Here is a 13978-nt window from a genome sequence, read left to right on the forward strand (position 1 = left end):
GGTAATCCCCCCGAAAAACTGAGGTGCTCATAAGTAGAATTTTCTCGTATCTTGAACGCAGGAGGTTCTACATGAAAACATCACGCTTTAGCGATGCACAGATCATCGCCATCCTCAAGCAGGCCGAGTCTGGTTCACCCGTCCCTGAGCTCTGCCGTGAGCATGGCATCAGCTCCGCCACCTTCTACAAGTGGCGCTCCAAATTCGGTGGCATGGATGCCTCTCTCATGGCGCGCCTCAAAGAGCTGGAAGAGGAAAATCGTCGCCTTAAGAAGATGTATGCCGAGGAGCGCCTAAAGGCTGAGATCATCTCCGAGGCGATGGCAAAAAAGTGGTGACGCCATCTGCCCGCAGGGAGATGGCGACCAAGGCTGTGGCTCATTACGCCATTTCTATCCGTCTGGCTTGCCAGGTGTTCAAGGTGAGCGAGGGTTGCTACCGTTATCAGCCCGTGCTGGCTGATGAAAACCAGGAGATTGCCGACTGGCTACTGCGCCTCACCGCCAACCAGCGCAACTGGGGTTTCGGACTGTGCTTCCTGTACCTGCGTAACGTCAAAGGCTTTGGCTGGAACCACAAGCGGGTCTACCGGATCTATCGGGCGCTAGAGCTCAATCTGCGGATAAAACCCAAGAAGCGGCTAGTACGCGCCAAGCCGGAGCCGTTGGCAGTCCCTGACCAACCGAATCACTGTTGGTCGATGGACTTTATGCATGACCAGCTCAGCGATGGTCGTTCGGTGCGGTTGTTTAATGTGATCGATGACTTCAATCGCGAAGCACTGTGCATCGAGGTGGATTTTTCCTTGCCTGCCTCGCGAGTCAAACGGGTGCTGGAGCAGGTCATCGAGTGGCGGGGCAAACCAGCCGCAATCCGCTGTGATAATGGTCCGGAATACATCAGCGAAGAGCTCAAGCAATGGGCGCAGCAGAAGAGGATTGCGCTGAGGTATATCCAGCCAGGCAACCCGCAGCAGAATGCCTACATAGAGCGATTTAACCGCACTGTGCGTTACGACTGGTTGGGCCATTACCTGTTTGAGTCACTGAATGAGTTACAGGAATTTGCCACGAACTGGCTGTGGGTTTATAACCATGAGCGGCCCAATATGGCGCTGGGCGGCTACACGCCGAAACAGCGCTTGGCACAGGCCGCATGACCTCTACTTTTGAGTGCTCCAAAAAATGGGGGGATTACCAACTGAAGAAGCTATAAAAACTGTTGGTTTTTGAGTCATTATTTTCCTCGTGCTTTAAATTTCACTCTTAGTGTATAACAGTGATTAGATGGAAGGCGGCATTAATCCGTTAGCAGAGAATGCCATATAACTCCGTAACATCTTCATCGTCGCCAAGTAAAAATCATTATAAAATCACAAGATTACCATCTTGTTTTTCGTACTTAACGTATTCGCTTGACTTCCTCTATTTTTCGCCGTTTTTAATACTGTATAAAAAACAGCTCTCAGAGCCGTCTTGGAAAGCGCCGCCAAAGCACGCTTGCATGAACAGGTCAGAAATAAACATAAGGCTGTCACCATGTTGAGTCGGTCTTGGTGGGCAACTCTCGCTTATCCATTCCGTCCTGCATGGCTACCGCCCCTGAATTTCAGCCTCCAGTTTGCTGCGTTTCACCAACGGGATGGGGTTGGCATGGCTCATGGGAGACTCCGACGAGGCAAGTGTTGCCAAATGGCAATATTAACTATGGCGCTGTGGAGAGAAAGCTCAATATTTAGAATTTCTGTGCAAGATCAATAAATTAATCAAATGTCACCTACGATTGATGACGCGCCGACATAGCGTGAACAACCATTCTTGAGCTATCCCCATAGAATATTCATGGTCATATCTGGCTTGAACTAGCATAAAACTCTTTGTTATTGTCCGCGCTCCCCGCTGAAACAGCTTATTTATCTATAAATCAACAAGATGGCATTATGCGGTGGCGTCGCGGGGGCATCTGCTATCGGGAAGGAGAGTTATGAAGTCGCAGTTCAAAGTGGCGCTGGCCATGTTGGCCCTGTTCGTCGTCCAAGGCTGCACAGCCCCGGATTCATCCACCAAGCGCAATGCACCCGGCCCGGTGCTGACAGTGCATTACGAAAGTGCCCCCCTGATCCCCGTCACCATCGCCGGTGAGCAGTACCAGTTTTTGCTGGATACCGGGGCCAGTATCACCTTTATCGATCGTCGTCTGGCCAGCCGCTTCAAGGCGCTGACCTTAAGCGAATTGCCCAGGGCCTATCAGGCTGATTTTGCCACTGTGAGCAGCGTTTCGAGCCAACTGGGCAGCGAGCAGCTTGGCTTTGTTGAGCCGCAGCCCTTCTCGGTGGGGTCGGTCACAATTGATGACAGCGAGCTGTGGGCAACTATTGATTTCGATCTCATCTCCCAGTCTCTCGGTAGCCGTATCGATGGCATCCTCGGGATCGACACCATCCGCCGTTTCAACTGGGTGTTTGATCGCGACAGGCATCAGCTCACGGCTTCGCTGACGGCACCGTCGGCAGCCACCTTCGAGCGTTGCATCGGCTATGAAGATAGCTACAACCGCTCCCCGGCCGTGTATCTGACCCACGGCGAGAGCAGCGTGCGCATGTATCTGGATACCGGGGCCGATCAGAGCTATGCCGACCATGCCTTTATCGACTTTATGGCGAGCCAGAAGGCGATCGCTGGTGAAGATGCCACGCCACGCAAAGGGGTGGATGCCAGCGGTATGGTGGAGGGGCGTGAACATATCCTCACCGGCCTGCACTTTGATGAGCGCCAGCTCGGTGAGCTGCGCGTGTCGGAAAACAGCAATGAGCAGTATGGTCTGGGACTGGATTTTGTTAACCGCTTCAATCGCTTTGCGATCATGCCCGGGCGGATGATGCTCTGCTACGACGCCGACAGCCTGGCGCGCAAAGTGCCCCCAATCCTGCGCAATATCGGGGTGCGTTTTGATGGCGAGCATCTGCAGGTCTACTACAGCGACGAACGGGATCTGGCCCCCTATGGTCTGGCCAACGGCGACATTCTGGAGCAGATCAACGGGGTGGCTTATCGTCCCCTCGAGATCGACAAGGTGCGTGAACTGCTCAGCACCGGCAAGCCGGGGTCGCTCAAGTTGCGGATTGTGCGGGAAGGAAAACCGCTGGATATCGCTATCTAGTCAAGGAGGGGCGGCAAGATGAGCCGCCCCCATGAGCCTCAGCCCTTGGTTGGATTTTCCATGCAGGTGAGGGTTGGCTGGCCGTAACGCTCCAGCGTGGCGTCGTCCCCCTTGGTGAAGAAGGTGAGATTTTGCCCTTCATATCGGGCACCGCTGGCGCTGGGGGCTTCATAGGCGAGCACTTGTTGCTGCTTGTCGCCCTCGCTCAGGTTGATCAATGCGGCGGGCAGCTTGGCATCGTTATAGAAGTAGGTAGAGAGAGTGACGCTCTTGCCGCACTTGTAGTTGACCGGTGCCGGCACCATCAGCTGGCCGCCGCTGATCTGCAGTTCGGTGATCCGCAGCAGGTAGTTATCCTCCACACACTGGCGCAGATCCTGCGCCTTCCAGCAGTCGTTGCGACCCTTGATCCAGCCGCGCTGCATGGCGCGCTCGGTCTTGAGCTGTTCGGGAGAGAGCGCTGCAATCGCCTTGGGGTAGAGGGCCGCCAGTTCGTTATCAAGGGCGGCCAGTCCGGCATCCTTGCAGATCAGGGTTTCGACCGACCCGGAGGCTTTGGTGCAGTCAAAGGAGGGGGTTGCGGCACTGGCCAGCAGAGGGGCAAACAGCAGGGTGGCAAGCAAGGTCTTGTTCATCGATAGATTCCAGCAATGAGGAGGGCATATCTGCCTACTACAGCACACTCTACAGGGCAATGCAGCAGGGGAGCCGAGCCCACTTGTACTGCTGAATGGCTGCCAAACGGAAAAACCCGACACTCCTGGCCGGAATGTCGGGTTTTTTGTGGCCGCGATAAAGGGGGAGGCGGGTTGCCCGGTCGATCAGGCCAGCGCCAGTTGCTGACTGCGGGCGCGCCACAGCCGCTCGTGGAAGAAGAACACCACGGTGTTGATGGCCGGTTCGATCATCGCCATCACGCCGCCGGTGAGCAACTCGCCGCTCAGCAGGAAGGCAACCCCGAAGGCCACCGAGAAGTGGACCACCGCGAAGCTGCTGGTCTTGGCCTGCAGGCTGTGCTTTGGTTTGAGCTTGTGCCAGCCAAGGTCATGAAAGTAGAAGGCGACCGTGTTGACGGCGGGCTCGATCAGGGCGATCAGGCTGGCGGTCAGCAGCTCACCGGTCAGCAGGTAGGCCACGGTAAAGGCGACACCGAAGTGCAGAATGGCAAAGCTGATGGTCTTTTTCATGATGGCGGCTCCCTCTGTTGATGATGAGAGTATCCGCCGAAATGAGACTAAATGAAAACTATTCTCATCTATTGCCAGCATAGAGAGAACCTATCAACGGGCGAGTGGCCGGTGTGGTTCAGCGGTTGCCAATCGCAGCCAAGGCGATAAAGTACAGGTTCTTCACACTTGCCCATGAAAAAGGATCTTTCATGAATATCAATGCCACTCTGCTTGGCCAGTTCATTGCGTTGCTGATGGTCATCGTCGGCGTCATCGCCTGGCGACTGGCGCGCCGCAAGAGCGAGCATCCGGCGCTGATCACCCTTATCTGCTCCCTGCTCTGTCTGTTTCCGCCCTTTGGCCTGCTGGCCCTGTTGCTGGTTGCGCTGAAACAGGAACTACCCACCCGTTCATAGGGTGTGCAGGTTCAGGTTGCCTTACACACCGGCCGCACCAATAGAAAAAGCCCCGTGATGGGGCTTTTGCGTTTGAACTCGGTGAGCGCCGTAGGAGCAGGGGATTAACCCTCGGCCTTGTTGAGCCACTCCACCTTGTACTGGGCACCGGCGCCCTGCGCCAGCTTGGCACAGAGCGGTTTCAGGAAGGCTTCAATCTGCTCGTCCAGCATCCAGGGTGGGCTGATGATCAGCATGCCTGAACCGTTCATGCCCCAGTCGGCAGTCTGACCGGCCACTTCCAGCTCGGCCACCAGCACGTTGCCGAAGTTTTCCCGCTTGATGGCGCGCAGCATGTCGCGGGATTTGTCCGCCTCCTGCCCGAGGATCGGATACCAGAGGGCGTAGATGCCGGTCGCCCAGCGTTTCTGCGCCTTTTTCAGGGTGTCGACCACGGCGAAGTAATCTTCTTTGAGCTCATAGGGCGGGTCGATCAGCACCAGCCCGCGGCGCGGGGTCGGCGGCAGCAGAGCGATCAGCCCCTCGAAGCCGTCACGGTGGTGGACGGCGACGCGGGGGTCATAGCCCATGTTGGCGCGCAGGTCTTCGACCTCGTTGTTGTGCAGCTCCATCAGTGCCAGCTTGTCCTGCTCGCGGGTGAGGCGACGGGAGAGCTCCGGCGAGCCGGGGTAGTAGTGCAGCTCACCGTTCTGGTTCATCTCCTCGATAACGCCGAGATAGGGGGCCATGGCAGACCACTGGGCCCGCTCGTCCCACAGCCGGCCGATGCCGTCGGCATACTCGGCCTTCTTCTGGGACCAGTCGCCGCGCAGGTCGTAGAGACCGCCACCGGCATGGGTGTCCAGCACGATGAAGGGTTTTTCCTTCTTCTTGAGGGACTCGATGATCAGGGCCTGAACGGCGTGTTTCAGCACGTCGGCATGGTTGCCGGCGTGAAAGGCGTGGCGGTAGCTCAGCATATTAGATCTCTGAGGGGGCCCTGCTGGGCACCCAGTAACGATAGATAGTTCAACAAATTGCGGCTGTTGCCGCGAAACAGGGATAGGCTGCGCAGGGTCTGCAACAGGACGCCCTGTTGCAGCCGCTCCAGCTCCAGCTCGTGGGCCAGCATCGACTGATACTGCTGCTCGTCGAGTCGCGTCTTGGCGCTCTGGCGCAGGGCGCGCCACGGGGTCAGCACCGCTTCGGTCTGCACCAGCGCCGGTTGCAGGTCGGTGAGATCGACCACGATGCCGAGTTGATCGAGCCGGTGCAGCAGCAGCGCCAGATTGACGTTGCCCCCCTGCTCCTGCACGGTGAGCCAATCCTGGCTGCGCTCACCATAGACCTTGCCGCTCCAGTGCCAGAAGCCGATCGGCGTCGGCAATTCGTGGACCGCGACCCGCTCGCTGGCCATCAGCTGTTCGTCACGCAAAGAAGGCTTGCTCCATGGTTTCCAGCTCCTCGGAGAGGTTCATCCACTCCAGTTCGATCTCCTCAAGCTCCTCCTTGAGGGGACCCTGGGACTTTAGCAGCTCGGAGAGCTTTTGCTTGGCGCTCTCCTCGTAGATGGCGGGGTCGGCCAGTTGCTGCTCGATGTCGGCGAGTTTCCCCTGCAGCTTCTCCATACCAGCCTCGAGCTTCTCGAGCTTCTGGCGAAGCGGCCGGGTCTGCTGGCGGAACTGGGCCTCGAGCCGTTTCTGATCCTTGCGCGCCACCGCCGAGTTGGCGGAGACGGGGCCGTCCGCCGGCTTGGCGTTGGCCTCTCTCTCCTGCTCGCCGAGCCACTTGTGGTAGTCGTCGAGGTCGCCGTCGAACGGCTCGACCCGGCCGCCGTGGACCAGATAGAAGTCGTCCGTGGTGGTGCGCAGCAGGTGACGGTCGTGGGAGACCACGACCATGGCCCCTTCGAACCCTTGCAGCGCCATGGTCAGGGCGTGGCGCATCTCCAGATCCAGATGGTTGGTCGGTTCATCCAGCAGCAGCAGGTTGGGGCGCTGCCAGGTGATGAGGGCCAGCACCAGGCGCGCCTTCTCGCCGCCGGAGAAGGGGGCCACCTTGTCCAGCACCTTGTCCCCGTGGAAGCCGAAGCTGCCGAGGTAGTTGCGAAGCTCCTGCTCCGTCTTGTCCGGGGCGAGGCGCACCAGGTGATCGAGGGGAGAGTCATCCAGACGCAGGGTCTCCAGCTGATGCTGGGCGAAGTAACCGATGCTGACCCCGGCGCTCACTTCCAGCTTGCCTGAGAGCGGCGCATTGGAGCCCGCCAGCATCTTGATGAAGGTGGACTTGCCCGCACCGTTGCGCCCGAGCAGGCCGATGCGTGAGCCCGGCACCAGGTTGAGCTTGATCTTCTCCAGGATCACCTTGTCGCCGTAGCCGGCGCTGAGGTTCTCCATGGCGATGAGGGGGGTCGGCAGGGCCGAGGGCTCGCGAAACTCGAAGCTGAACTCGGAATCGGCGTGGGCGGGCAGGATCTTCTCCATCCGCTCCATGGCTTTCAACCGGCTCTGCGCCTGGCGGGCCTTGGAGGCCTTGTAACGGAAGCGATCCACATAGGACTGCATGTGGGCCATCTCCCGCTGCTGCTTCTCGTACATGGACTGCTGCTGGGCCAGCTGTTCGGCGCGCTGCAGCTCGAAGTCGGAATAGCCGCCGGTGTATTCGTTGAGCTTGCCGTTCTCGATGTGAATGATGCGCCCGACCACGGAGTCGAGGAAGTCCCGGTCGTGAGAGATCAGCACGAGCGTGCCCTGGTAGCTCTTGAGCCACTTCTCCAGCCAGATGACGGCATCGAGATCCAGGTGGTTGGTCGGTTCATCGAGCAGCAGCAGATCGGAGCGGCAGAGCAGCGCCTGGGCGAGGTTCAGGCGCATGCGCCAGCCACCGGAGAAGCTGCGCACCGGCGAGCTCAGCTGATCCCCGCCAAAGCCGAGGCCGTGCAGCAGCTCGGCGGCGCGGGCGCGAATGCTGTAGGCGCCTATGGTATCGAGCCTGCCGTGCAGCTCGGCCACCAGCAGACCGTTGTCATCCGCCTCGGCTTTGGCCAGCTCGGCCTCCAGGGTGCGAAACTCCTTGTCGCCGTCGATCACGTAGTCGAGGGCGGAGCACTCCAGTGCCGGGGTCTCCTGCGCGACGCCTGCAATCTGCCAGCCAGCGGGCAGGCTGAAGGTGCCGCTGTCGATGGCCAGCTCGCCCCGTACCAGTGCAAAAAAGGTGGACTTGCCACAGCCGTTTTTGCCCACCAGACCCACTTTGTGGCCGGGGTGAATGGTGGCGGAGGCGTTGTCCAGCAGCTTGCGGCCGCCGCGGATCAGTTCGATTTGACTGGCAACTATCATGGGTGGGATCTGCTTGCTCAAAATGGAGGAGAAAAACTGGCGCGGATCTTACGTGAAATGACGCTGATTTGCACTGTAGCGAAGGGCTGGCCACTGGCTGGCGCTGCAAAAACATGCCATAACAGAGAAACCAGTTTGGTTACGGGAGGTTAGCATGCATATCAGGGATATTATGACGACCCGGGTCGCCACCGTTTCAATGGATGATCGGCTCAGCGTCATCAAGGATATCTTCGAGCAGGCACACTTTCGCCACCTGCTGGTGCTGGAAGAGGAGGAGCTGGTGGGGGTCATCTCGGATCGGGATCTGTTCCGCGCCATCAGCCCCTATCTCGACTCCGAAGCCGAGATGAGCCGCGATACCGAAACCCTCAACAAGCGGGCCCACCAGATCATGAGTCGTCAGCTCGTTACCATCGCACCCCATCTCACCGTGCGCGACGGCGTCAAGCTGATGCTGGAGAAGGGGGTCTCCTGCCTGCCGGTGCTGGAGAATGGCGCCCTGGTCGGCATCATCAGCTGGAAAGATTTTCTCAAGGCGGCGCTGGAGAGTGACGCGCTGGTTTGAGTCCAATGCTTATCGCCATCAGCTGACAGAGAACCAACATGCAAAGAGGGGAGCCAAGGCTCCCCTCTCTATATTGGCTTTGCCGACAATGCCGGTTTGCACGCCGCCAGCATCATCACGGCTCGGGCTGCCCTGCGACAAGACAGGAGGGGCCGCTGCCGGAGAGGTGTGGCTGAAGATGGGTGCGGATCTCCTGCAGGGTGCGCTGGTACTGCCGGGCATGTTGATCGAGAAACGCGGGGCTGTGCTTGAGGCGCCGCTCCAGGGTATCGACCAGCAGTGCCACCCTGGGAGCGGCCATACCCGCTGGCCAGCAGTGTTGCAGCAGCTCCAGCAGTTGCCAGGCATCGCCCGGCAGGGCGGGGAACTCCTCCAGCAGCTGCAAGCCCGCTTGCAGGGCTGTCTGATACTGGCTGGCCTGCATCGCCTTGTGGCGCAAATGGCGCAGTTCGTTCAGCCGTTGTTCTCTCGCCGTCAGGCGCTGGCCCAGCTCGGCCACCAGATGGTGGAACAGCTGGCGGGTGAGCGGGTGGGGCGCAACCCTGACGCGGTATTGGGTCAGCTGGGTCAGGTAGCGCTGGGCGTGGTGGGGCAAACCGCAGAACTGGCTGACAGCAAAGCCGAGCAGCAGGGTGAGGTGGTTGTCGCTCCCCTCATCCGGCTGGTGGTGGGCAATCAGGATCAGCGCCTCGTCAAATCGGTAATCCAGCCCCAGCATCAACGCCTGCAGCAGCTCATATTCGTGGGGTTGCAGGTGGACGGTGCGCTTGAGGTGCTCCCACTCCTGTTGCAGGGAGCGGATCCGGTTGCTGGAGGGGGCGTGCCACAGCACCGCCAGACTGGCATTGAGCATGAAGCTGTCGATGGCGAGCCGGACGCGCTGCTCGCTGAAGTGGCACAGGGTCAGGCTGTTGGCCTGCTCCAGCACCTTCTCCTCATCCTGCAGCACCAGCCCGAGCAACATCGCCAGCTGATGCCAGCGCGGTTGATGGGGGCGGATCTGCAGCAGCTCTCCCATGGTCTCCCACGCCGCCAGCCAGTGATGCTGATGCAGCTGGCTGGCGAGTTGCAGCTCCAGCCGGGTGGCCATCGAGACGCTGGCCTGATGGCGCTGCAAGTCGGTCTGGGCGCTCTGCAATTTGCCGAGCCTCAGCATGGCGTAGAAGAGCCCGGCCCTTTGCCAGCTCGCCTGATACTCGTTGGCACAGAGGGCATAGTGCTGGGCGGCAGTGATCTGCTCGGCTGATTGCAGCAGCAGGTAGCCCTTGAGTCGATCCAGCCAGGGGGTCAGCGAGCGATTCTCCCGTTGAAACAGCAGGTCTTCACAGAGGGCGGTAGCCAGTTGCCACTCCCGCAGCAGAATGGGGGCGGCCAGCGTACGGGTCAGGTTGCTTAACTTCACCAGCTGGCCGAGCACCGCGGTGAGCTGCTGGGTCATGAAGGGGAGGGGCAGATAGAGGGAGAAGTAGAGATCCGAGGGGAGAAACTCCTGCTCGTTCTGATCGGCATCGAGCAGCAGCAATACGCAACCGGGTTGCAGCAGGCCGAGATAGTGCGCTTCGTGCAGCAGCCGGGCTCCGTCAAGATCCTGCTGCTTGTCCTGCTGACAGATGATGGCGTCGAAGGCGTGCTGTTGCAGCAGGGCCAGCAGGCCACTGCGCTCGTGGTTTGGATGGCTGTGGTAGTGGAGCCGGTCGGCGGGCACCCCCTGTTCGGTCAGTTCCCGGGTGATGGCGCTACGGAGCAGGGGATCCTCTTCGAGCAGCAGTATCGTCATGCAGGTACTTCCTGTGAGCAAACCATTAGGTTGATTATGGTAGACCCAAGAGGAACATAGGCACAGCACTCGCTGAGTGAAAAGCTGACAGTAGCCAGCAGGGTGCTGGAGGGCGCACTATGGGCTGTTATTTCAATCGGTTATGCCATAGCTCAGGGCTGCAACCTGTTTTTGCCGAGGGCGGGCCTGTGCCCCGAAGGGGCAGTCGCTCTGGCGGATCAGCCGCGACCCCTTGCCCTGTTCCCCCAGCCAGCTTAATTCCAGCTTGCCGAGGCGGCCCAGATGGCGCAGCTCGAACTCGTAGCGCTGGCAGAGGTTGTCCTGAGGCAGGTTCGCCATCCCCGCTGGCAGTCGGTATTGATAGCGCAGGATTGGCCCATCCTCCAGCTTGCTGGCCACCGGCACCAGCCCCTCTGGCGTGGGCTGCGGCGCCCCGAGCACACGGCGCAAACTGAGCGGCGCATCGATCGCCTTTTGATAGTGCAGGCCGTTCATCGCCGCCAGCTCCTCTTCCAGTCGTTGCAACTCCCCTTCCAGTCCATTGAGCGCGGCCCCCAGCTGCTGGTGGGTCGTGGACGAGGCGCAGCCGCCCAGCAACAGGGTGGCAAACAGCAGGGCGGCTCTGATGGGGGGCACGGCATCTCCTTGGCTATGACGATGAAGCGTGAAGGTCAGGTCTGCTGGCCCTGACTATAGCAGGGGATTGCTGGGGGGCGTCCCCTGCAGCAGTTGGGCCAGACGGGCCAGCCCTTCGCCGACCCGGGCGTCGGTGGCGGGTTGGCTCAGGCTCAGGCGCACCCCCTGCGGAGCGGCAAACTGACCGGCGGCGAAGTGTTCCCCGCTCGCCACGCCAACGTCAAGGGCATCGGCGGCAGCGGCAAACTGCTGGCTGCGCCAGGGCTCCGGCAGCGGCAGCCAGGCGTGCATGCTGCCCGGCTGCCAGCGGGCGGCAGGCAGCAGGTGGCGCAGCAGTTCGCCACGGCGCTTGAGGATCTCCCGCTGCTGCTCGACCAGCGGCATGATCTGGCGCTGACTGACCATTTTGCAGGCGAGCTCGATCAGCAGCGGGCTCACCATCCAGCTCGACAGCCGCATGGTCTGGGCGAAGGCGCTGCGCAGTGCGGGGGGCGTGAGTACGAAGCCCACCCGCAGGCCGCCGCAGGCGATCTTGGCCAGACTGCCCAGATAGATGACCCGCTCCGGCGCCAGATTGACCAGAGGGATCACAGGTTGCTGGGGCAGCAGGCCGTTGACGTCATCCTCGATGATCAGCAGATCGTGGCGACGGGCGATGGCGACGATGGCCTCCCGCCGCGCCAGACTCATGATGGCGGTGGTGGGGTTTTGCAGGGTTGGCGTGAGGTAGAGCAGCTTGGCCCGGCGGGTGCGGCAGGCGGCGTCCAGCGCCTCGGGCAGCAGCCCCTCCTCGTCCATCGCGAGCCCCACCACCTGATTCTTCAGCTGACGGGCATTGCCCAGCATACCGGGGTAGCTCAGCCCCTCGCACAGGATGGTCTCCCCCACGCAATTGGTAGCCAGCAGCGCCAGCATGATGCCGTGCTGGGCGCCGTGGCTGAACAGCAGGCGATCCTCACTGCAGGCCACCCCTTGCTCCGCCAACCAGTTGACGAACTGCTGGCGCTGATCCGGCCGTCCCGCCTCCTTGTCGTAGCCGAGCAGGGCGTTGAGATCCCCGTCCGCCACTTCCCCCAGCATGGGGCGAATGATGGCCGCCCGATCCAGCTGCACCGGCAGGTTCTGCCACAGCTCGATGCGGTGCCCCTCCTCCTGGCGGATCACCCACTCATTGGCGGGATCCGTGTTCGCTCCCTTGACCCAGGTGCCGTGTCCCACCCGGGCGGCCAGCAGGCCACGCCGCTCCGCCTCGCTGTAGGCGCGGGTGACGGTGCCGACGGTGACACCCAGACGATCCGCCAGGGATCTGTGGGTGGGCAATCGGGTCTGCGGTGGCAGCTCGCCATTCACGATCCCCTGTTCGATCGCTTTGACCAGCTTGAGGTAGAGGGGGCCATCGAAGGCCGCAAGGTCGGGCGTCCAGATTGTCATGGTGACAATAAATCCATTGATCAAAATTTGTTGTCAATATAGCGTGAATTTCAACCTGATAACAACCAAATAGCATAAATTGTATCGATACAATGTGGCGAGCAAGGAGTCACAATATGACGATGGAGTGGTATGTCACCCTGTTCGGTTTTGCCGTACTTACCTGCGGTACGCCTGGGCCCAACAACCTGATGCTGACGGCCTCCGGCGCCAACTTCGGGGTGCGTCGCACCCTGCCACATCTGCTCGGGGTGGGGCTGGGGCAGCCGGTGTTGCAACTGGTGCTGGCGCTGGGGCTTTATCCGCTGTTCGAGCGCTGGCCCTTATTACGCCTCGGTTTGCAGATCTTCGGCAGCCTCTATCTGCTGTGGCTGGCGTGGCGTATCGCGGTGGCCGGGGCGCCGGGGGATCCGGCCCGGAGGGCCCGTCCGCTAACCATGCTGGAGGGGCTGGGCTTTCAGTTCCTCAATCCCAAGGCGTGGATGATGGGGATCTCCGCCATCAGTCTGTTCAGCCTGCCCGGCGCCAGTTACTGGTCGAGTCAGCTGGCAGTGATGGTCATGTTTGTGCTGGTGGCCCTGCCGGTCTGCTTTGTCTGGGTACTGTTCGGCCATCAGCTGAGCAACTGGATCAGCTCGGATCGGGGCTGGCGGCGACTCAACGGTTCCCTCGGTCTGCTGACGGCGCTCTGCGTGGTGATGCTCTGGTATTGAGCCGTGCTGCGCCGATGGGGGAGGTGGCCTGGAAAGAGGCATTTCTGACTTGTCGCCACGGGGTTGGCTCTGCATATTAGAAGGCTTTCCCCATAATGGGGGCGTTGCATCGACAAGAGGTTGAGATGGATCTGAACTGGTTACTGCCCCTGGCGGGGTTTGCCTTGGTTACCTGCGGCACGCCGGGGCCCAACAATATGTTGCTCACCAGCGCCGGGGCGGCGCAGGGTTTTCGCCGCACGATTCCCCTGCTGGTGGGGGTGGTCGGGGGGATCAATCTGATGATCCTCGCCACCGCGCTGGGGCTTGGCGTGGTGTTCGAGAAGGTGCCGCTGCTGCACGACGGCCTCAAGATTATCGGCTCGACCTACCTGCTCTGGCTGGCGTGGAAGGTGGCGACCGCCAGCGGCCCGGCCGAGGGCAACCGGCCGCTCATTCCCGCCCATCAGGGGGCCATGCTGCAACTGCTCAATCCCAAGGCATGGATGATGGCGCTCTCCGCCATCAGCGGTTTCACCCTGGCGGGGGAGGCTTACTGGCCCTCTGCGCTCTGGGTGTTGGTGATCTTCTTTATTACCGGCCTCTACACCGGGGCGTTCTGGGTGCTTTTTGGTGCCCAGGTGCGGCAAATCATTCGCACAACCCGGGGTTGGCGGCGTTTCAATCTTGGCATGGGGCTGGCGACAGCCGCCTGTGTCGGGATGATCTGGATTTAGCCCGGGGTTGACCCGGGCCTTTACCGGCTGTCTTGTTGGCCCTGCGGGGCCTTTTTTATCTCGATCCCGTGACCTT

Annotated in this window: 14 protein-coding genes; 6 read left to right on the forward strand and 8 right to left on the reverse strand. The window is 60.7% G+C overall.

From position 1 onward, the window contains the following. Positions 1–71 precede the first annotated feature (71 nt). Positions 72–1159, forward strand: a protein-coding gene (locus AB5Y97_RS15310) for an IS3-like element ISAs22 family transposase (protein ID WP_088821966.1) whose coding sequence is annotated in 2 segments (ribosomal slippage) — positions 72–324 and positions 324–1159 — 1089 coding nt in all. Because the reading frame shifts where the segments join, the coding sequence is not laid out codon by codon here. 824 nt (positions 1160–1983) lie between these two features. Next, positions 1984–3159 carry a retropepsin-like aspartic protease gene (locus tag AB5Y97_RS15315; protein ID WP_201946629.1) on the forward strand — a complete coding sequence of 392 codons (1176 nt, stop codon included), beginning with the start codon at positions 1984–1986 and terminating at the stop codon, positions 3157–3159. 38 nt (positions 3160–3197) lie between these two features. Here the strand turns inward: AB5Y97_RS15315 and AB5Y97_RS15320 are convergent, their stop codons facing one another. Together AB5Y97_RS15320 and AB5Y97_RS15325 are read right to left on the reverse strand one after the other, a co-directional pair. Further along, entirely contained in the window at positions 3198–3794 is a 597-nt protein-coding gene (locus AB5Y97_RS15320; protein ID WP_201946628.1) for an MliC family protein, read from the reverse strand. Positions 3795–3980: 186 nt separating this feature from the next. Beyond that, on the reverse strand, positions 3981–4346 hold the full coding sequence (locus AB5Y97_RS15325; RefSeq protein WP_005343334.1) for a DUF2061 domain-containing protein: 366 nt from the start codon (positions 4344–4346) through the stop codon (positions 3981–3983). A 191-nt stretch (positions 4347–4537) separates the two neighbouring features. On the opposite strand from AB5Y97_RS15325, the gene AB5Y97_RS15330 reads away from it, so the two are divergent. Further along, positions 4538–4744 carry a hypothetical protein gene (locus AB5Y97_RS15330; RefSeq protein WP_201946626.1) on the forward strand — a complete coding sequence of 69 codons (207 nt, stop codon included), beginning with the start codon at positions 4538–4540 and terminating at the stop codon, positions 4742–4744. A 104-nt stretch (positions 4745–4848) separates the two neighbouring features. Here the strand turns inward: AB5Y97_RS15330 and AB5Y97_RS15335 are convergent, their stop codons facing one another. Genes AB5Y97_RS15335 through AB5Y97_RS15345 form a run of 3 tightly spaced genes read right to left on the reverse strand, consistent with a single transcriptional unit; the run spans position 4849 to position 8061 of the window. Continuing rightward, a complete protein-coding gene (locus AB5Y97_RS15335; RefSeq protein ID WP_139437459.1) occupies positions 4849–5703 on the reverse strand; it encodes a 23S rRNA (adenine(2030)-N(6))-methyltransferase RlmJ in 855 nt (284 codons plus the stop codon). Continuing rightward, positions 5697–6158 carry a DUF2390 domain-containing protein gene (locus AB5Y97_RS15340; RefSeq protein ID WP_005343337.1) on the reverse strand — a complete coding sequence of 154 codons (462 nt, stop codon included), beginning with the start codon at positions 6156–6158 and terminating at the stop codon, positions 5697–5699. Before AB5Y97_RS15340 ends, AB5Y97_RS15335 begins: the two co-directional genes overlap by 7 nt. After that, positions 6151–8061, reverse strand: a complete 1911-nt coding sequence (locus AB5Y97_RS15345) for an ABC transporter ATP-binding protein (protein ID WP_368158369.1) — start codon at positions 8059–8061, stop codon at positions 6151–6153. The genes AB5Y97_RS15340 and AB5Y97_RS15345 overlap by 8 nt, the downstream gene beginning before the upstream one ends. 154 nt (positions 8062–8215) lie before the next feature. Here AB5Y97_RS15345 and AB5Y97_RS15350 point away from each other — a divergent pair, with 154 nt between their 5' ends. Beyond that, entirely contained in the window at positions 8216–8629 is a 414-nt protein-coding gene (locus AB5Y97_RS15350; protein ID WP_005354550.1) for a CBS domain-containing protein, read from the forward strand. Positions 8630–8744: 115 nt separating this feature from the next. Here the strand turns inward: AB5Y97_RS15350 and AB5Y97_RS15355 are convergent, their stop codons facing one another. The 3 genes from AB5Y97_RS15355 to AB5Y97_RS15365 all read right to left on the reverse strand — a co-directional run bounded on the left by AB5Y97_RS15355 (position 8745) and on the right by AB5Y97_RS15365 (position 12473). After that, positions 8745–10406: a hypothetical protein gene (locus AB5Y97_RS15355; protein ID WP_368158371.1), complete on the reverse strand. Its 1662-nt coding sequence runs from the start codon at positions 10404–10406 to the stop codon at positions 8745–8747. A 132-nt stretch (positions 10407–10538) separates the two neighbouring features. Then, on the reverse strand, positions 10539–11042 hold the full coding sequence (locus AB5Y97_RS15360) for a hypothetical protein (protein ID WP_335843361.1): 504 nt from the start codon (positions 11040–11042) through the stop codon (positions 10539–10541). A 54-nt stretch (positions 11043–11096) separates the two neighbouring features. Next, positions 11097–12473, reverse strand: coding sequence for a PLP-dependent aminotransferase family protein (locus tag AB5Y97_RS15365; protein ID WP_101529607.1), 1377 nt, complete (start codon positions 12471–12473; stop codon positions 11097–11099). Positions 12474–12589: 116 nt separating this feature from the next. Between AB5Y97_RS15365 and AB5Y97_RS15370 the strand changes: the two genes are divergently transcribed. Together AB5Y97_RS15370 and AB5Y97_RS15375 are read left to right on the forward strand one after the other, a co-directional pair. Further along, positions 12590–13186, forward strand: a complete 597-nt coding sequence (locus tag AB5Y97_RS15370) for a LysE family translocator (RefSeq protein ID WP_005335536.1) — start codon at positions 12590–12592, stop codon at positions 13184–13186. A gap of 125 nt (positions 13187–13311) precedes the next feature. After that, positions 13312–13902: a LysE family translocator gene (locus AB5Y97_RS15375; RefSeq protein ID WP_150389593.1), complete on the forward strand. Its 591-nt coding sequence runs from the start codon at positions 13312–13314 to the stop codon at positions 13900–13902. Positions 13903–13978 lie beyond the last annotated feature (76 nt).

Source organism: Aeromonas sp. R10-2 (genome assembly GCF_040908445.1).
Lineage (GTDB): Bacteria > Pseudomonadota > Gammaproteobacteria > Enterobacterales > Aeromonadaceae > Aeromonas > Aeromonas veronii.